The sequence below is a fragment of the Paenibacillus sp. FSL H8-0457 genome (genome assembly GCF_038051935.1).
GTDB classification, from domain to species: domain Bacteria; phylum Bacillota; class Bacilli; order Paenibacillales; family Paenibacillaceae; genus Paenibacillus_AQ; species Paenibacillus_AQ lautus_A.
Genome location: NZ_CP150293.1, coordinates 3,023,963 through 3,044,080, shown reverse-complemented (window position 1 = coordinate 3,044,080; position 20,118 = coordinate 3,023,963). Strand labels below are relative to the sequence as shown.

Sequence of the window (20,118 nt, the reverse complement as noted above, 5' to 3'; positions counted from 1 at the left end):
ACCTCATGTAAAAATCCAAGGCTTATTGCCCGCAATGATAAACCGCCATGTTTTTGATTCTCGGGCTTGCCGCCGATTTCAGGACCCGTAAACGCACCTTCACGGCAGATACCGGAGCGAAGGCATCGATTTTCTTGTGTCCGATCGCGCTGCCGCGTGTAAGCTCAAGCCACTCTCCATCGACGAAGGCGTCCAGCACATATTGACTTACCCGTTCCCCGTAAGCAATGTCCTCCATAACAACAACATGATCGATCACGCATGCGCTAGGAAGAGACAATTCAACGACCTCGCCCGATCCCGAGCTTTCAGCCAGGGCATGACTAAATCGAGACTTGATCTCTCTGCCGAATTCCAGAAGACGTCGTACATCGGCTTCCGGAAGCAGGCCATGATGGTCAGGCGCGACGTTGAGCAGCAAGGTCGCCCCATGTCCGACCGATCGATAGTAGATGTCCATTAACTGATCTACGGACAACAGCAAGTGTTCTTCGTCCGGATGCCAGAACCAGCGGTCTTTTCGAATCGGAACATCGCATTCCGCGGGCACCCAGCCCGGCGTCTCCGGCAGCCATTTCAGCGATTCCTCACTGAACATGCTGCCCCGCGAAGAATCGGCAGTGTTCCAGCAAGGATACGGCGCCACGCCGTCCTCATTGCCGACCCAACGAATCGTAGGAGCCCCCATGTTAAAGATCATGGCACGGGGCTGATATCGTTTGACCAGTTCCATGATTCGAGGCCAGTCATATTCGCGGCCTTCCGACCCCGCGCCATCAAACCAAATTTCCACTAACGGGCCATAGCCCGATAAGAGTTCCTCCAATTGCCTGCAGTAAAAGTCATCATACTGTTGCGGGTCGCCATAACTCGGCTCGTGCCTGTCCCAAGGGGATACATAAATACCGAAGCCGATGCCCTCTTCCCGGCATGTATCCGCGCATTCTTTAACGACATCGCCCCGACCTTCCCTCCACGGACTCGAGGCTACGGAGTAGTCCGTCGTCGCTGTCGGCCACAGGCAAAAGCCGTCATGGTGCTTGGCCGTCAATATGAAATAACGGAATCCGGCTTCCTTCGCGGATCGGACCCACTGTTTGGCATCCAGTCGGTCCGGATTAAACAAAGACGGAGCATCCTTGCCTTCCCCCCATTCCTGGTTGCAGAACGTATTGATACCGAAATGACAGAACATCCCGAGCTCCAGGTCCTGCCAGGCTAGCTGCTCTGGAGTCGGCAAAGCAACAAGATTATCCGCATGTTGCTTCAAATCATGATTCATCTCTTTTCACTCCCTCACGTGAGTTATGCTGCAATATGAAACTTGGTTTCAACACAGCAATGACACGGTTCATTATCTTCTTAATACAATCTGATAGGTCTCTTCCTTCTCTGCCGCAAACGTATATTGATAACCCGAGGCGGATCTTAAGCATGTTATTGGTACAGGAACATTAGTGGAATCAAGAATTACAAGCGGGTACCCGCTAAATAAAACACAATCCCGAAAATGCCCAGAATATATCTCAGCCGCTTCAAGCTTGCCTTCCTTCCACCAGATATTCACTGTATAACCGCCTCTAGCACGAAGTCCCTTCACCGAACCACTTGCCCATGAGGACGGCAGAGCGGGAAGCAAACGAATTTCGCCGCCATGGGATTGCAGCAGCATCTCCTGGATCGCGGCTGCTCCGCCGAAATTGGCATCGATTTGAAAAGGGGGGTGGTCACCGAACAAATTCGGATGTACGGCCTTGGCCAGCAGTTCGCGAAGACTGTCATGCGCTTTCTCTCCCTCGCCAAGTCGAGTCCAAAAATTCGCGATCCACGCTTGGCTCCAGCCGGTATGTCCTCCCCCATACTTCAGGCGCCGTTCCAACGTTACCCTGGCAGCCTCTCCCAGCTCGGGCATTCGATGAGGAATAATCTGTTCTCCGGGATGCAGAGCGAATAAATGTGAGATATGACGATGGCCCGGCTCAAACTCTTCATAATCAACAGCCCATTCCATGACCTGTCCGTATCGGCCGATTTGGGGCTGAGGAAGCTTCGCCCGCGTATCCATCCATTGTCTGCTCCATTCCTCATCCAGCCCCAGAATCTCCGCTGCTTCAATACAAGCGGTTAATAATGCATATATCATTTGCGAGTCCATCGAAGGACCGGAGGATAAGGAACCGATCTGTCCTTTCTCGTTAATATAACTGTTCTCCGGTGAGAGCGAAGGCGAAGTCACCAGACTGCCGTTCTCATCAAAAACAAGAAAATCAAGAAAGAACAAGGAGGCCTCCTTCAGTACTGGATAAGCCCGTTCACTCAGGAAAGACTCTGACAGATTATAGCGGTAATGCTCCCATAAATGCAGGGCCAGCCAAGCCCCGCCCATCGGCCAGAAAATAGCGGGTGTCCATGCTCCAAACAAGCCGCTTTCTGCCCACAGATTCGATGAAGCGTGCGCGGTAAAGCCCCTCGCCCCGTACAGAGATGCCGCGGTCTTCCGCCCGTTGATGACCAAACGATCGATAAAATCGAACAATGGCTCGTGGCATTCCGGCAAATTGCCTGTCTCGGCAATCCAATAGTTCATCTGCAAATTAATGTTCAGATGATAATCACTCTCCCAAGGGGGCGTGAAGCTTTCATTCCAGATTCCCTGCAAATTGGCAGGTAAACTTCCCGGTCTCGAGCTTGCCATCATCAAGTAACGTCCATATTGATAGAACAATGCCTCAAGCCCAGGATCATTCCCCCCTTGCCGATAAAGCTGTAATCTCTCCGAAGTAGGTCTATCCACAGCTGCAGCTTCTGCCTCGGAAGCACTCTCCTCCGATACCGGAGCTTTCCATGTATCGGCCGCTTCGATTTCCAGACTTACTCGCTCCAATAAAGCGCAATGATCAGTTATATGCTCTTCCAGCAAAGAGGCATATGGAAGCAAAACAGCGGATTCCGCTTGTCGCAGCGCCTCCCGGTACGGATCGTCACAGCGAAACGATGTCTGAGCGGCGAGCAGCAAGGTAACGGCATCGGCAGACTGGATATCGAGGTAATTGCCAACCGTGTGACACTTGCCGCCGATCGTATGGGCTTGAAGCACTGTCGCGTATGTAACACCATCCGGCCCACATATGCCCTCCATCGCCAATGTACGTTCATTTTCCCGATTAATGTTTCCATCGAAGGGCCGCCTGCTTAACCGGGCTGATAAATGAATCGCTGCAGGTTCCGATGCGGAAATACGAACGACAAGCACTTGATGAACAGCACTAGCAAAGACTTCCCGTTCATAGAGAATGCCGTTCTCTTCCCAGCTTACGGAAGCAACGCCCGTCCTCAGATTCAGCTCCCGCCTGTAATGATTCACTTCGGACGTGCCGGACTTGAACTGAAGCAGCAGATCTCCGAGCGGCTGGTAAGGTCCAAAGTATGGCGGAGCATTCGTAAAATGGGTAAGCGCCAGCTGTTCCGCCTCTCTCAGTTCCCCACAGCGAAGAAGTGATCGGATATCATCCAGCTTTTCTATCGCTTCTGGATTGTCATGCTGCTTCGGTCCGCCGTACCATACCGAATCTTCATTCAAACCGATCCGCTCGGTGGACACACCGCCAAATACCATCGCTCCGAGTCTCCCGTTGCCGACGGGAAAAGCCTCCGTCCAGGCCTGCGCAGGCCGTCGTTCCACAAGCTTTCTCGTTTCGTTGATCATCGCTCTGCTCCTATTTTTGAGTATCTCAACAGAATAAGGGCTGCCTCAGATGAATGATTACTGAAGACAGCCCTTCCAATCAATAGCTAAGCATCAACCTTTTTGGATTCCATCCGGACCGATTATTTAACAACGCCTTTTTCGTTAATAATTTTTGTAGCCTCATCAACCATCCATTGTTGAACCTCATCAATCGGCTCGTTGCTGAGCATGAATTTCGCAAATCCGTCATCAATGATCTTGGTCAATTCCGAGGTAGCCGTCATCATGACTTTGGCTGCATCCAGATACTGGATCTCATCGCTGAACAGCGTATATTTCAAGGAGTCCATATCGTACTTATCCTCTTTACCTGCAACCAGCTTCGTCAGCAATTCTTCATTATTCGCCTTCTTGTAGCCAGAAAACTCAAGTCTGTTGTCCGAATCGGCTGTGGTCATGAATCTCATAAGCTTAAAGGAAGCTTCCTTGTTGGCGGAATTGGCGCCCATCGCCAGCATACTGCCGCTGGTGAAATATTTACCTTCATACTCTTTAGGCTCCCAGCCAGCAGGCGGCACAGGCACCGGAGCGAAGGCTGTTTTGAAATCATGCGGATATTGCTCGGTATTGCCCGGGTCCGCGATCGTGAAGTTGCCTGTAAGAATCATAGCGGCTTCTTCATTAAAAAATTCAGTACGGTAGTTCAGCTTCGCGGCAAGCACGTCACTGTAAGGCTTGGCCGACTTATCCGTCTCCTCCATATCTTTGCGAAGCTGGAAGAAGTATTTGTAAGTCGGGTCGGATAGAATGGTCGTTCCGTCCTCATATACGAACGGATCTTTCATCATGGTTTGCGCCGGAGCGTTCATATAAAGCTCCCACGTATGGAAGTAAGACCCGTAACGCTTGTCAACGCCTTCGCCCTTGGTCAGCTTCTTGGAATATTCCCGGTAATCATCCCACGTCCAGCCGAATTTCGGAACCTCAAGTCCCGCTTCATCCAGAGCATCCTTGTTGAGCATCACATAGTTCATGCTCTTGGTGTACTGCATGCCATAATACTTGTCGTCTACCTTGGCATTTACAAAATACTCGTCTTCCGGAACCAGGCTTTCCTGCTCATAGAACTCGTTCAGGGGAGCAAGGGCTCCGCGCGTCGCCCGTTCGAGAACTCCGCCCAAGCTCGGGAATTGTATTACGTCGATCGCTTCGCCGGAAGAGATCAGGAAATCAAGTTTTTTCAGCATCTCCACGGAATCCCCCGGAACCAGAACCACGTGTTCAACCTTGATATTCGGATTCTGATCCATAAATTCCTGGAGCATGGCGTCCGTACCTGCCTGTTGTGCTTCGTTATCCCAGTTGTAATACTTGACGGTAACCTGCTTGTCCGTCTGACCGCTTCCACCGTTGCTGCCGGCGCCCGTTTCCGACCCGGAATTCCCGCAGCCGCTTAATACCAGGGTGCTCGCCAGAATCGTGCTAAGAATGACGGATAATCTGTGTTTGCTTTTTTTCTTCATCTTACTTCCCCCTGCACAGATAAATTAGTTGATGCGCTTTCATGTTCATTATAGGCAGTGGCTTGGCCGACCAAGTGCACAATTTTGAGGTTCTAGGATTACATTTTTGACTTTCCGGTAACTTCTGATTGTTGACGTTATACTTCGTATCAGCCTTTAACCCCGCCTAAAGCAATGCCGTTTATGACCTGCTTCTGCAAAGCGATGAACACAATGACCAGCGGAATGATCGCCGATACCGCCGCCATCATCATAATGGCATAGTTGTTGGTATAGTCATCGCGGAACAGCGTCATCCCCAGCGGAATGGTGTATAAGTCCTTGTCCAGCAAGAAGATCAATGGATTCTGGTAATCGTTCCAGGTCCAAATGAATTTAATGATCGCAACCGTCGCCAGCACAGGCTTGCACAGCGGCACCATAATGGAAGCAAATGTCCGCAGATGGCCCGCTCCGTCAATTCTGGCCGCTTCCAAATATTCATCGCTGATCCCGATCATAAATTGGCGCAGCAGGAACGTGAAGTAGATCGAGAACATGCTCATGAAGATGATGGCCGCATGCGTATTGTAAAGACCAAACCAGCGAATCAGCAGAAATCGCGGAATCAGCGTTGCCTGATCCGGAATGATCATGAACGAGAGCAAGGCCATAAAGACGAGATTCCGTCCTTTGAATCGGATCTTCGTCAGCGCATAGGCTGCCATGGATGAGATGATCAGCGTGATTAAGGTCGTAATAATCGCTATTTTAAAAGAATTGAAATAGAAATCATAGAAGGGGACTCTTCCCATCCAGACCATCTTGAAATTATAGGCCAAATTCACCTTCTCGGATATCCACTGAATTGGAAAACGCATAACATCCTTCTCATATTTGAAAGCCGCGGAAATCATCCAGATGAGCGGAACGAGAAACACGATGGACAAAGCCCCCATGATAACGGTGGTTACCACTTTGGACATGTTTTTTCGAAGCAGCTGCATATACATTCCTCTCCCTCCTTATTCTTCATTTCTCATTTTCCAGGTGAGCGCGGTAATCAGGCCGATAATCGCGAACAGCAGCCAGGAAATGGCCGAAGCGTATCCCATGTTGTAGTATTTAAAGCCTTCCTCATAGATGCGGAATACAAGCACGGTAGAAGAATTGTTCGGGCCGCCTTCCGTTAGAAAGGCAATGATGTCGAACACTTTAAACGAGCCGATCAACATCGTGATCAACAGGAAGAAGGTCGTTGGACGAAGCATCGGAACCGTGATCGCAAAAAACTTTTTCATCGCACCGGCGCCGTCGATATCCGCGGCTTCGTAAATTTCATTCGAAATGTTCGTGAGCCCGGCCATATAGATAATGATCGTGTAGCCCAACCCCGCCCAGGAACTGATAATCGAAATCGCCAAGAGCGACGTTTTCGGATCGACCAGCCATTTCGGCGGACTGCTGATCCCGATCTCCATCAGAAACTGGTTGATCGGTCCCAGCGAGGGGTGGAATAATGCGCTCCACACGGCAGCAACCGCAATGATTGAAGAGATGTAAGGAATAAAGAACGCGACTTTAAAATAACTCTTGAAAAACACGCTGTTGTGGATCAAGACCGAAAGCACCAGCGCGATCGCAATCGGGATCGGCACCGTAAGCACCATATAGATCAAATTGTTCTTGATCGCTTGAATGATGGTCGGATCATTAAACATCTTGATGTAGTTATCCAGTCCGGTAAATTCGATGCCCTGGACTCCCGACAGCATATCCCAATCGGATAAACTCAAATACAAAGAAAACCCAAGGGCAAATACGTTTAATAGCAGCATCCCGACGATTTCCGGGGCCAAAAACAGCCACCCGATCAAAGCCTCTTTCCGCTTGGGAGTCCAAAACTTCCGCCGGCTCTTGGGCACTGGTTGTTGTACAGCCTCCATGCAGCATCACCTCGACAATTTGTAAGTTGTCATTATAGTAATACATCCGCCATCGGCAAGAAGGAGGGATTATGACCAGCCATGTGCAAGATTTTGACCTATAAATAGCCCCACAAAGTGGAGCCTATGCTTCGATGGTTATTCCACATACTTTGCGGGGACCCCAAAAAATAAAAAGCCCCACAAAGTGGAGCCTACGCTTCGATGCTGATTCCAGATACTTTCCGGGGACCCCAAAACAAAATGCCCCACAAAGTGGAGCCTATGCTTCGATGCTTATTCCAGATACATTTATGCCTTGCGCTTTGCTGAAAACTCCTACATCCTAAAATCATAAAAAGCCGCCCTTGCCGGGCGGCATGCTTCGGTATAAGTAATAGAATGTTATCGGTCCTCTTATTTACGCGCGGTGTACTTCGCTTTGTATTCGCTCGGCGTGGTTCCCACGTATTTTTTAAACACTTTTGAAAAATACGTCCGGTCCGAATAACCTAAACCCATGGCCAACGACTCCAGATTTTGTCCGGACATTCTGAGCATTTTGGTGGCCATCTTCATTTTGTACTGATGCACGTAATCCGTAAAGGTCAGTCCCGTCATCCGTTTGAAATATCGCGAAAAATAGCTCGGATTCAAAAACAGATAGCGTGCCATGTCGATCGACGTGATGTTATCGTCAAGATGCTGATCGATATACTGCTGGATCACCTGCAGCTTCGGCTCATGAGCGTGGTTTCCCGCCCCCGCTTGCCGGGTTCCCGTCATTTGGGTCAGCTTTCTCTCCACCAGTTCCATCATATCATCCAAGGTGCGGGCTAAAGCAAGATAGGCGAATAGATCCTCATCGAATTTGAGACTGGACATCATCAATTCGATGCCGCGAAGCATGGAAGACAAATCCCTGGCAAAGTCTCCTGGATCAATAGACAGTTCTTTTGCTGTACCGGCGATCTTCTGAAGCGTGCAACGTATACCTTCTAGGTCCTGCTTGATGAGTTTCCGTTCCAGCTCGGATACGTAGCCGTCAAGAAACCCTTGAGGCGCGGATTGGAACCACCTTGATCGGATTTGAGAAACCTCGGTTATCGTATAATCGGTATTTTCGTAAAATTCGCACCTGCCGTGCAGGATTTCCTGATAGATGGAGCCGATCGAGTTTAATTCCATTTTGTCCGTTACCGCGATAACGTTCGGTTGAATTTTGAGAAAGTGGACGCATTGATATCGCAGCTGCTGCAAATAATTGTGCAGATGCAAACTGGCATTCCGTGCGAGATTCACCCTGAAGTTATGCAGAATCACAATGTTCCCCTGTTCCATGAACGGCGTAATCCCTTCAAACGATTCCGACAATTCCATCGCGATATTATAGACTGCGTATAAAATCAGCGGCAGCTCCGTTTTTCTGAAACGCTGATCAAAGCTGGAGAGCCGAATGCTGACCAGTCCCAGCATAAACCACGGATACGTCCAGGAGATGCCGATCTGCCCCGCATAAGCCAAAGTGGACTCGGAAGGCGAGCCATTGATTACCCTTTGCAGCAAATCCTGCCGAAAGAGCTGGCTGTTGTAACTCGCCGCCTCGCGATGAATCAGACCGGCCCGCGTTTTTAATAAATGCATGGATTTGCCAAGGCTCTCTTCCAGCTGCTCGGCCGTCAGCTGGTCTTTGATCAAATAGTCGTCTGCTTGCAGTTTTACGGCTTGCTGGGCATAATGAAAATCTTCATGGCAGGTCAGGAAGATAATCCGAACCTCCGGCTTCATGCGAATAAAATGTTCTGCCAGCTCCATGCCGTTTTTTTGCGGCAGCCCGATATCCGTAATGACGATGTCCGGCCTCACATCCTCAAACATAAGCAGCGCTTTCGCGCTGGAATACGTACTGCCGGCAATCTGCAGATTGTTTGCCTCCCAGTCAATCATCTGCTGCAATACCTTGAGCATGGGAACGTCATCGTCGATAAGCATTACTCTATACATCATTCTTCCTCTCCCTCCGGCAAAAACCCATGATGATGACTTAAGGGCAAGTACAGCGTAACAGACATTCCGCCATCCGGAAGGTTGGCGAGCGTCAAACTCGCTTCCGGTCCGAAGGTCAATCGGAGTCTTTGGACCACGTTCATCAGACCAACTCTCTCATAGGCTCCGTCCTGCTCTTCGCTTGGTTTACCCAGCCTGCGGTTAAGGCATTGGAGCAGTTCTTCATCGGCCCCTGTACCGTTGTTTGTAATCTCAATCCTAATCCCGTCCAGGCTGCTTCGGGAACGGATCTCAATGCGTGGAGTCTGATGGTCGACAAGCCCGTGGACGATGGCATTCTCAACGATAGGCTGCAAAATGAGTTTGGGCAAAATAAGCCCCTCGGTTTCCGGTTCCAGGTCGACCTCTAAACGAAGCGGGATTTCGTTGCGGATTTTCATAATGTCGACATAATGGCCCAGCAGCTTGCATTCCTCGCGTAAAGTGGCCGGCTCATTAACCTTGAGATAAGCTCGGAGCAAACTCATCAGGGAATCGATAATGCCGCTATGAAGCGTATCCTTCGTCAAGATCAGGCTGCATTTGATCGAATTCAGCGTGTTGATCAAAAAATGGGGGCGGATTTGCATAAACAAGGCTTCGAGCTCCATCACCCGTTTCTGTTCCTGCTCCTGTTCGATATCGTGAATCAGCCGCTGCAATTGATCGAGCATCGTATTCAGGGTCTGCCCCAATTCGGCGATATCATCTTTGCCCTTGACCTCCAGTCTGACATCCAGGTTTCCCATCCCGAACTGGCGTACCACCCGCTGCAGCTTGTGAATCGGACTGTGGAGCCTCTTGGCCATTAGGATGGACATCCCGGAGAACACCAGAAACAGCAGAAGAACACCGGCAAGACCGGTATAAAAAGTCCTGGAGATCTGCCCCGACCACTCTTTCTCCGAGGCCTCGTAAGCCAGCTTCCAGTTCGATTTCAATATGGTTCTATCCGTTCGGACGCTGCCCTTGGTTTCCGTATGATGCCGAATCAGCCCGGTATGGCCTGCGATGTATTCCCCGTTAGCGTCAAAGAGCGCCACCTTGCCAAAGTCGATCGTACCCAGCAGCTTGTTGAAGTACGTATCGGAAATGCCGCTGAGCAATACGGACACTTGCCTCTTCTCGCGGCTGTCATAGATGACCCTGGCTATATAATAGCTTTTTCCGTTTCCTGCCGAGTCGCCGCCGGCCATCCCAAGCCATTGCAGGGTTTCAGGTTTACTGAGATCGACGCGCTCCATCAGCTTGTCGAGGCTTCCGTTGATTGCGGTCAAATCCTCCGTGCCGGAAGAGATGACGAAGTGCTGACGGTTGACCAGGTACATACGAACGTTATTATTCAGCGGCTTCGAATTGATCAGGGAGAACACGTCCTGTATTTGTCTGAAATGCACATAATCCTGATAAGTAGCCAGCCGTTTGGTGTCTGCAAATGACTTCAGGATATTGCGAACATTCGTATCGTTCACGATAAAATGGGAGGCAAACGTGACATCGTCAATCGTCTTGCTCAGCTCATCGGTCATGACGTTCAGGACATTCTCGTTGCTGAGCTGCAGCTTCTCTTCCATCGTATTTCGGATCAGCACAAACGAAATGATAGAAACCGCGATCAGCGGAATAAAGATCAGCAAAAGGAAAGACAGCTGAATGCGTTTGTAGAAGGTGAATTTGAACATTTTTCTCTGCGCCTTTCTTATGCTCTAGTCCTCTTTATTCTATCAGTCCTTTGTGCTGGCGGCATTCATTAAATGATGACAGTTGCTTGCTTATTTCTGCCTTGAAGGGTCATCAGCACAACCTCTCCGAAGATCTGCATGCCCTCCACCACATAAGAGTCATAATGACCGGACGGCGCACGGTGACTAACAACGAGAATAAACTCTTCTTCCATACCCGGCAGCTGAATCCCGCATGCTTCCGCTTGCCCGTCATGAACCCGTTCGCCCGTATGGCGATATACAGGCACTTTACGGACTCGCGGCAAGGCCGTATCGCCTGGACGATGAGGATACAGCACCTGCATGATGCTGATGCATCCTTTCCCGGTTCGGGAGTAAGCCGCATTCGCATTCAGTTCCAGCAGGTTATATTCGCGGGAAATCATGCCTTCGCCGACTTCCCCACGCAGGCCGTCTGCAGTTACGGGGATAATGGACAGATTCGCCTCCCCAAGGGTGGTTGTGCGGCAAATCAAAGACTCCCCTTCCATCCGGACTTCTCCTGACGGGTGCGGAAAATGAAAATGCTGAGTAAAGGTATGCTGCTCAAGGCAAGCCACGCTGTCGATCAGCAGCCAAAAATAAGGCTTGATAAGTATGATCCTTCTGCGCGGATACAACGGATCACTCCCATAGAGATAGCCGTCATGCGCCCCCTCGACATAATCGAACTCCGGCTTGCTGATCCATCTGCAGCCCAGTGGCCCGGCAATCCGGTCGAAAGACCAGGTATCCTTGACCCCGGTAAACCCGATCCCGTCGACGACCGTAGTATTATGGGCTGAACTCTCCTTTAAAGCTTTTCTCAGCGGTGTATGGTCGCTATAGTTATACCTTCCGAGATCGGTGAGCAGATCCCGGCCGTACGCATGGAGATCCATGTGCAGCATATCGGCGTGACCATGGCCACCCCCGAGCGGACCGCAGTGAAAATAAAGGTACAGCGCATCTTCGCCCCAGCCCGTTCGCATCGTATAATGGCCGGAATGGGGAAAAGCTCGGCTTAGGGATGGCGGCTCCGCGGGCACCATCGCTTCGTAATCCCGGATGCCCGACATGCCGAACAGCCAGGCATGGTCGTAATCCGGCAGAGCATATCCGCCAAAGCGCAAAACGGGATCCTCAAATAACCACGCGGCGTAGGTCAGAATGGAACGGATATCGCTGTCGTCGCTGTCTCCCAGCATCGGCTGCCTGTGGTTCGGCTTTGCCCAGTACAGGGAGGCTTCGGCCATCTCGCGTACCTTATGCCGGAATAGGCCGTCAAGCTCCAACCCGTTGAGATTGGCGAGGTGAACGCAGTCCAGATAACAAGCCAGCACCTCATGATGGTACGTTGGCGACTGCTCCCAGTGAATGCCGTCTACCATGATCTGAAGCCGGGCCGTCTCCTTCAGTCTCTCTTCCCCTAGTTCCCGCCATCGTGCCGAGCTCTTAAACTCGGGGAAGTACAGTGCGATATGGTATAAACCGCACGTTTCCAGAACACCCCAGTTGCTGATATGCTTCCAGCTGGTGAAGGAAGCAGCCAGATACTCCCCGTGCTCGTGAAGCGAAATCAGGGCTTTACCGAGCAGCAGCGGAGTCAGGGATGGACTGCCGATCATGTATCGAAGTGCCTTGATCCAGTTCGCGCTGCGCAGACCAGCTTCGATTGGTCGCCATGTCAGCGTATCCGTCGTCGGCTCTTCGGGGACAGGATTCCGATCGATCCAGTCTTCGAGCTGGCGGCAAAACGCTTCCGCATACTTCTCGTCGCCTGTCATTGCATACGCTTGTCCCAACGCCACCCAATAGCGGTGGCGATTCAGCATGTAAGCCCACTCCGCGTCTTGATCGGGAATATGGGACCAATTCACGCTTCCCTCAAATGTAACGGGAATTTGGCTCCGTTCCATATCCCACGGAAAACGGAACAGGAACGTCTGCTGTACCACTTCTTCCGCCGTCTTCATCACGGTTTCCAGTTCATCTGCGCAATATTGCTTCACGTAATCGGTGATATACTGCTTATCCTCGCCGCTCATCCACCATCCGGGTGTCCTCCGGCAGGTGAAGTATTGATGCAGTTTACACAGTAAATCGTGCCGATGACCTTGATCGTCTGCATCCAGCATCGAACCCATAGCGGGATCCTTCAGGTTCAAAATCTCCAATACAGCATTCGCCGAAGCTTCCATGGCATCAGCGTTCATACCAGTACCCCTTGCTGCCGGTCTCCAGCCGAATTAACGCTTCCAGGTAAAAATAATCTCCCCAGATCATGAAATCATCCGGGGACAAGCCGCCGCGCACATGATAAGAGCCATGCTGCAGCAGACCCTCCGCTTCTTGGCCGATCGTGGAATAGTGGCGGACCAGCGAGGTCATGGAATCCTTCAATCCTTGTTCAAATCCGGCTCTTTCGGGATCCCCCTCCTCCAAATGTCCAATCAGTTCCAGCAAGCCCGCTGCCACGATGGCGGAAGCCGAGCTGTCGCGGTAAGTCTCTGCGGTTACGGGAACGTTAAAGTCCCAAAGGGCGACATGATCCTCCGGTAAATGCTCTAGGAAATATCTGGCCATTCGTTTGGAGGTATCCAGGTATGCATGATTTCCGGTGTATCGATAAGCCAGCGCGAAGCCATATACCCCCCATGCTTGTCCCCGCGTCCAGGTCGAACCGTTCGTATAGCCTTGATGCGTGGCACCGCCGATCGGCTCCCCCGTATGGGGATCGAAGAAAAAGGTATGGTATGAGCTGTCGTCTCCCCGTACGAGATAGCGCCTTGTCTTCTCCGCCTGCATGATTGCAATTTCCCGATATTGGGACTTTCCGGTTTGCTGTCCCGCCCAGAACAGCAGCGGCAGATTCATCAAGCAATCGATAATGATGCGGCCGCCTTCCTGTTCGTCTCCTTCCGGACCCCAGGCTTGAATATATCCTCCGCTTGGACGCCAGCGTTTCAGCAGCAGATCCGCAGCCTGAAGCGTCAACTGGCGGGCAGTCTCGTCCTTCTCGACGATCCATTCCGCTTTCGAGGACAAGGAATATAGGAACCCGATATCGTGATGATCAAGCACCTTCTTTTCTGCAAAGCGGCGGCGAAAATCTTCCACTGTTCGTTTTGCTCCCAATCTAAAGGCCTCGTCGCCTGTGTATTCATAACACAGCCAGAGCAGGCCGCTCCAGAAGCCGTTCGTCCAGTCGTCATTGTCATTCAGCAAATAAGCTCCGTCCCTGCTGACGTGGGGAAATCTTGCCCCGAAGGCATCCATGTTCTTCCGGATTTTCTCTACGGCATCTTGAATCGCATTGCTCCACATAACACCTTGCTCCCTTCAAATCGATCCTGATTACGATTCATGATAAGGAGAGTCGCCCGGTTCTAGTAGAGCCGATTTTTGCCTTGATGTGCATTATTTTGACTTTTGCAGCCGTAAGGCGGTAAAAAAGGAACAAGCCTTCCCATTCTGCTTTAATCCAACCAAAAAAATGATCCGAGGTTTACCTCGGATCGTCCATTTTGCCCTTGAAGCGGTAAAGCGTTACGCTACGAACTTTTTCCACTTTCTGATCTTGGTTCTGAAGCTTTTGAAAGGGGCGACGGAATTGATGTGCAGCCATTTCCACATCGGCCAGTTGGCGCTGGTTATCGTCCATTTTCGAACGCCCGGACGAAACAACTCTTCCTCGGTCAACCGGTTGATCCATTCGCACCATTCATCCGTCCTCTGCTTCAGCATAAAACGCAATTCTTCCAAAGAATAGCCGTCATACGCTTGGTAGAAACGCTGATACAGCGCCCCCAATTGATTCCATTTATAGTCAGGGTCCGGCGTCGTAACTTCGATGCCGGCTCGTTCATCCCGCTCCCAGCTCATGACGAGAGACAGCCAACCAAGCTGATAGGCGATCATTTCTTGCGGCGTTCTGTCGACTTCGCCAATGCGATGATTCTTTTTATCCTCCGGGACATCATCAAATTCTTGGTCAAACAGCTTATACGTTCGTTGAATTTCAGCGATGAAAGCCTCTTTGCTCGGGTACGTTTGCAACGGTACTCTCTCCTTCATCATTAACATGTACCGCTTAACAGGCACATCCAAATCATACCATGATTTGGGGTCGCACACGGTGACGAAGATCATCCCGCTCCCTATGCGGAAAGCCGCAGCCATAACGAAGAATTAATATTCTTTTGCCTCTATCTCGTTCCGAAGCCGTTCAATGACTTGATCTATCGCGATCTCGCCAAGCTCGCCCTCGCCCCGTTTACGAACCGATACGTGATCGGAGTTCATTTCCTTCTCGCCAAGGACAAGCGTGTAAGGCGTTTTCAACAGTCCCGCTTCACGGATTTTATAACCCAGCTTTTCATTTCGGACATCGACATTCACCCGGATGCCGGCATTCTCCAGACGCTTCTTCACCTTCAAGGAATAATCGATATAGTGATCTGACACCGGAATGATCATCACTTGTACGGGAGCAAGCCACATCGGAAAAGCCCCGCCATAATGCTCCGTAAGGATCCCGATAAAACGTTCGATGGATCCAAACACCGCCCGGTGAATGACAACCGGCCGATGCTTCTGATTATCTTCCCCAATATAGGACAGATCGAACTTTTCAGGGAACTGGAAATCCAGTTGGATGGTGCCGCACTGCCAGCTTCGCTTTAAGGAATCGAGGATATGAAAGTCGATTTTGGGTCCGTAAAACGCTCCATCCCCTTCATTAATCCGGTACGGCAGTCCCAATTGATCCAGTACCTGCTGCAGCGAAGACTCCGCTTGCTCCCATAGTTCCTCGGAGCCCATGGAATCCTCCGGTCTTGTCGATAACTCGATTGTATATTCAAAGCCAAAGACTTGATACACTCGGCTGATAAAATCGATAACCTGTTTGATTTCTTCCTGGATCTGATCGGGCCTTACAAAAATATGCGCATCATCTTGACAAAACGTGCGCACCCGCATCATGCCGTTAAGAGCGCCTGAGAACTCATGGCGGTGAACCTGACCGAATTCGGATATGCGAATGGGCAGCTCTCTGTAGGAGTGCAGCGAGTTTTTGTAGACCAACATATGCCCTGGACAGTTCATCGGCTTCAGCGCATACTCCGTCTCGTCTACTTGCGTAAAATACATATTGTCTTTGTAGTGATCCCAGTGACCGGACATTTCCCACAGGCGCTTGTTCATCATCAGCGGAGTCCGCACTTCATCGTAATCGCGATGGAATTGAAGCCCTCTTGCGAATTGCTCCAGCTCATTGCGAATGATCATCCCGTTCGGCAAAAAGAAGGGCATGCCGGGCGCTTCTTCCGAGAACATAAAGAGGCCAAGCTCTTTTCCCAGCTTCCGATGATCCCGTTTCTTGGCTTCTTCTAGCAGCAATAAATGTTCATCTAGCTGCGACTTCTTGGGAAACGCCGTTCCGTAGATTCGCTGCAGCATTTTATTGTCGGAGTCCCCCCGCCAATAAGCACCCGCCACACTCATTAATTTGAACGCTTTGATTCTGCCCGTGGATGGAAGATGCGGCCCTCTGCATAAGTCAACGAACTCGCCCTGCTCATATACCGAAATAACCTCGTCCTCCGGTAGTTCACGAATAAGCTCCATTTTATACGGATCATCTTGGAATATGCGTTCAGCTTCCTTACGCCCCACTTCCTTGCGAAGGATCGGCAGGTCTTCCTGAACGATCTTCTGCATTTCTCGTTCGATGGTAATCAAGTCATCGGCCGTAATGGAATGCCCCAGATCCATATCGTAATAAAAACCATCCTCAATGACCGGTCCCACCCCAAGATGAACAGATTCACTGCCGTATAGCCGTTTCACGGCCTGAGCCATCAGATGGGCCGTACTGTGCCGATATACGTACAATCCGTCCTCGGAATCCAGTGTAATGATGCTTACTTCCGCATCTTCACGAAGCTCTTGATTCAAATCCACAAGTTTGCCATCCACTTTGGCTGCAACTGCATTTTTCTTCAGTCCTGAATGGATGGATTCCGCGATTTGGATCATCGTCGTTTGTGCGGGATACTCCTTCTTGCTTCCGTCCTGCAGCGTTACTACAATTGACATGGTGATCCCTCCATCAAATTTAGATTGAACGCAAAAAAGCACTCGATCCCTAAGGGACGAGTGCGTTCAGCTCGTGGTTCCACCCTAATTTGATCCGATAATGGCAAACGCTCGTACTGCCGCGCGCTTTGTCGGATCCTCATTCAGACATCCGCTAACGGGGATGATTCGGTGTTTTCTAGTTCCATTTCGATTGTCGTACAACCGATCTGGGTTCAAAAACACAGCTACAAAGGGGTAATTCAAGGAACAAGCGCGGAAGAAGCTTTCACCAATCGCTTCTCTCTCTGGACAGGTTGTTTCAGGAATCATGTCTTTGATCGTTGCTGATAGTAAAGTACTATAAGTCAGTTTTTTCTAATTGTCAAACCTAATTTCAAAGATAGTTTGATGTTAATTTGGATAACAAATCCTTCCCTCATGTATCCTATGTCAGCATCTTTTCCATGTTTACGGTTCCTCGTCCTTCAGGGTCATTTTGACCAAATATCCAATACCCAAACCGACCAGAACACCCGGAAAAGCATGGTCTAGCGTTAAACCGATCCCGGCCCCGATGATGACGCAAGCGTAAATAATGATATCTCCCTTTTTCAATTCTCTCAACTCCCTTGTCGACATGTATGACATTCTCCGTGATTTTCGTTGACGAATTATATCTTACAAGATGACGCCGCGTCACTTTCAAGCGTCTATTGAGAAATTGTCAAATTCACGAATGAATCCATAACTGAAAACAAAAAAGCCGCTTGTTAACCAGCAGCTCTCATTCATAAAGATCGATTATTGAATATTGTTCATTGCGTCAATGAATACCCTAACCGGATAAATCTCCCTTGTTTCTGCGTGAAGCGAAAACGTTTAATAACTTACCATATTACACTGCTTCCGAAGGAGGGTTGTCCATGGATATGTTTATCGATTTAGGAGTCAAACTGATCATCAGCTTTTTCGGGCTATGGATCATCACTTTTGTTACTGGGCGCAAAACCATCAGTCAGCTTACACCGCTTGACTTCCTATCCTCCTTAATCCTGAGTGAAATCGTTGGGGCAAGCCTCTATGATGATAAAGTAAAATTGTCCCATTTGTTATTCGCTCTAGCGTTATGGACAACCATGTCTTTCCTCTTCGAGAAGGCAACCACCCACTTTGTCAAGTTCGGCTATTTAACGGAAGGGCGGGCGGTTCTTCTGATCGATAACGGAAAGCTCAACCAGAAGCTGCTCGATAAATACGACATGGAATATAAACAGCTGCTGTCCATGCTCAGACGGCAAAATATTTTCTCATTAACCGAAGTCAAATACGCCATTCTGGAAACGGACGGCTCGCTATCCGTCATGCGCAAACCCGAATACGAGCCGCCGACGGCCCAGGATCTTGGCATCGAAGCCAAGCCGGATCCCTTTACGGTAACGGTTGTCGACAAGGGAAGGCTGCTCGAGGAATCCATGCTGGGCAAACACATCGAACACAATGAGATTCAATCGAAAGCGCGGGAGCAAGGTTTTGAATCCTTGGAAGATATCGCATACGCGGAGTATGGGGATGACGGAAAGCTCTATGTTTTCTCCAAAAAAGAGGTTCAGGATTGAATTTATACCCTTAGATGATCGCAACGCAAAAAAAAGCCTGATTCCCAGGCTTTTTTGTGTTTCGTATATTCTAACGACAAAGCGAATTCGACGATATTCTTCCGGAGCACCAAGCGTATCCCTTTCTCAAAAGAAATCCATGAGGTAGGTTTGGCCTGCAGGAATCATCGTTTCCAGCAGTGCTGCAGCCTTAGCATCTCCGGTCAGGCGGTGGATGGAATACAGTGCCTGCGGTCTTTTATATCCGGTAAACAAGGCCGACAGTGTCTGAATGTCGGTAGACAGATCCGCCTGCTCCCCTCGATCGGATGGGAGCTCCGACAGCTCCGCTTTCCCCTCTCCATTCACCGATAGCCTCCACAGGCCTGCATTCCAAGGCGCTGCGGAATCCTCCACCTCGATGGTCAGGACAGCTTCCTGCGTCGCTTCAAAAGCATACTGCTCCACGAAGGATTGTAAATCCACGATACGGGCCATGAAGTAAGGAACCGTTTCCCGGGTAACGCGGGGATCCGGCAGCATATAGGGCAGCTGGTCATCCGTTGGCACCATCGTCATGGTCACCTGCTCGATCCTGGAATCATGGTTTGCAAAAAAAGTCCAGAGTCCGCTTCGGGCTTCTTCATTCAGGAAAACAAATTCGTCGCACACCAGTTCTTTGTCTTTTAGCTCATATAACGCATAACCCGTCGGTTTGCCCTCGGCAGAATAATAAACAACGCTGTGATTGTCTCCCTGCAGGACGAATCTTGTCCACCATGCCTCTTCGCGCACAAGGGTACCGTTATACCGGCTGACATAGGCCTGATACATGCCATCCAGTACAGCAATGTCGTTTACATCTCTTACAACGCGGCCCGGCACCTCCACTTTACGCGGAAATTTGGACACCGGAATGACGTACTTATGATATTCCGCGAACAATTCCCAGCCAAACTTGCGATAAAACGGGATCGAGAACGGATGCAGGAAGGAAAGGGTCTGTCCCTTGCCCTTCATCTCTTGCAATGCATGCTTAAGCAGCGTCGAGACATGTCCCTGTCTGCGGTTCTCCGGCCATGTTGCCACGCCCGCAATGCCGCCCATCGCGAAAGTGTTCCCCTGCAAATAGACCTGCAGCGGAATGATGGTCAGTTTCGCCTGCAGCTCTTCCCCGTCAAAAATCCCCCAGAATCGCTCTGGTTTAAAATGCTTCTGATTGGACTCTCGCTGCTCCGGCGTCAGCGTATATTGAAAGGCATATTCGGATAATTTCGTGCTGATGTCAAATTCATCCGTTCTTAATTGTCTAAGTTCCATTCTTGCTTCACCTCTCCAATCTTCATATGTACGTTAATTGCTGAATGACGCGTGTTATCCCGGCACGAAAAAGTGGGTTCCAAGCACATGACCAGTATAACATCACAGCTGCCTATGCGGTACAAAACACCGTCCGATTTCAGGTGAATATCCATCCGTGCATGAATACAAAAAAACTTAGAATATTTTACACAAACTTTTAGTAAGCTACTTGACAAAGATAACCCACTAAGATTATGATTAGCTCATGCAAAA

The 20,118-nt window shown here is 50.0% G+C and carries 14 protein-coding genes; 1 reads left to right on the top strand and 13 read right to left on the bottom strand.

Features of this window, described 5'->3' with window-relative positions; translation table 11 throughout:
- Positions 1 to 22: 22 nt before the first annotated feature.
- The 12 genes from MHI43_RS13650 to MHI43_RS13595 all read right to left on the bottom strand — a co-directional run bounded on the left by MHI43_RS13650 (position 23) and on the right by MHI43_RS13595 (position 17,572).
- Entirely contained in the window at positions 23 to 1,282 is a 1,260-nt protein-coding gene (locus MHI43_RS13650; protein ID WP_036663434.1) for an alpha-L-fucosidase, read from the bottom strand.
- 72 nt (positions 1,283 to 1,354) lie between these two features.
- Positions 1,355 to 3,706 carry a glycoside hydrolase family 95 protein gene (locus tag MHI43_RS13645; RefSeq protein WP_036663435.1) on the bottom strand — a complete coding sequence of 784 codons (2,352 nt, stop codon included), beginning with the start codon at positions 3,704 to 3,706 and terminating at the stop codon, positions 1,355 to 1,357.
- Positions 3,707 to 3,828: 122 nt separating this feature from the next.
- Positions 3,829 to 5,211, bottom strand: coding sequence for an extracellular solute-binding protein (locus MHI43_RS13640; protein ID WP_036663437.1), 1,383 nt, complete (start codon positions 5,209 to 5,211; stop codon positions 3,829 to 3,831).
- Between the two features lie 149 nt (positions 5,212 to 5,360).
- Positions 5,361 to 6,203: a carbohydrate ABC transporter permease gene (locus MHI43_RS13635; RefSeq protein ID WP_081746320.1), complete on the bottom strand. Its 843-nt coding sequence runs from the start codon at positions 6,201 to 6,203 to the stop codon at positions 5,361 to 5,363.
- A 12-nt stretch (positions 6,204 to 6,215) separates the two neighbouring features.
- A complete protein-coding gene (locus MHI43_RS13630; protein WP_036663439.1) occupies positions 6,216 to 7,136 on the bottom strand; it encodes a sugar ABC transporter permease in 921 nt (306 codons plus the stop codon).
- Positions 7,137 to 7,532: 396 nt separating this feature from the next.
- Entirely contained in the window at positions 7,533 to 9,107 is a 1,575-nt protein-coding gene (locus MHI43_RS13625; RefSeq protein WP_341283269.1) for a helix-turn-helix domain-containing protein, read from the bottom strand.
- A gap of 11 nt (positions 9,108 to 9,118) precedes the next feature.
- Positions 9,119 to 10,843, bottom strand: coding sequence for a histidine kinase (locus MHI43_RS13620; protein WP_036663440.1), 1,725 nt, complete (start codon positions 10,841 to 10,843; stop codon positions 9,119 to 9,121).
- A gap of 68 nt (positions 10,844 to 10,911) precedes the next feature.
- On the bottom strand, positions 10,912 to 13,080 hold the full coding sequence (locus tag MHI43_RS13615) for an alginate lyase family protein (protein WP_036663441.1): 2,169 nt from the start codon (positions 13,078 to 13,080) through the stop codon (positions 10,912 to 10,914).
- Positions 13,070 to 14,191, bottom strand: a complete 1,122-nt coding sequence (locus MHI43_RS13610) for a glycoside hydrolase family 88 protein (RefSeq protein ID WP_036663442.1) — start codon at positions 14,189 to 14,191, stop codon at positions 13,070 to 13,072. The genes MHI43_RS13615 and MHI43_RS13610 overlap by 11 nt, the downstream gene beginning before the upstream one ends.
- Before the next feature lie 222 nt (positions 14,192 to 14,413).
- Positions 14,414 to 14,923 carry a ClbS/DfsB family four-helix bundle protein gene (locus MHI43_RS13605; protein ID WP_036663443.1) on the bottom strand — a complete coding sequence of 170 codons (510 nt, stop codon included), beginning with the start codon at positions 14,921 to 14,923 and terminating at the stop codon, positions 14,414 to 14,416.
- Between the two features lie 132 nt (positions 14,924 to 15,055).
- Entirely contained in the window at positions 15,056 to 16,966 is a 1,911-nt protein-coding gene (gene thrS / locus MHI43_RS13600; RefSeq protein ID WP_036663444.1) for a threonine--tRNA ligase, read from the bottom strand.
- A gap of 450 nt (positions 16,967 to 17,416) precedes the next feature.
- Positions 17,417 to 17,572, bottom strand: coding sequence for a hypothetical protein (locus tag MHI43_RS13595; RefSeq protein ID WP_341283289.1), 156 nt, complete (start codon positions 17,570 to 17,572; stop codon positions 17,417 to 17,419).
- A gap of 299 nt (positions 17,573 to 17,871) precedes the next feature.
- Here MHI43_RS13595 and MHI43_RS13590 point away from each other — a divergent pair, with 299 nt between their 5' ends.
- On the top strand, positions 17,872 to 18,564 hold the full coding sequence (locus MHI43_RS13590; RefSeq protein WP_036663446.1) for a DUF421 domain-containing protein: 693 nt from the start codon (positions 17,872 to 17,874) through the stop codon (positions 18,562 to 18,564).
- A 126-nt stretch (positions 18,565 to 18,690) separates the two neighbouring features.
- Here the strand turns inward: MHI43_RS13590 and MHI43_RS13585 are convergent, their stop codons facing one another.
- The gene (locus MHI43_RS13585) at positions 18,691 to 19,863 is read right to left on the bottom strand and encodes a GNAT family N-acetyltransferase (protein ID WP_036663447.1); all 1,173 of its coding nucleotides are present in this window, start codon (positions 19,861 to 19,863) and stop codon (positions 18,691 to 18,693) included.
- Positions 19,864 to 20,118 lie beyond the last annotated feature (255 nt).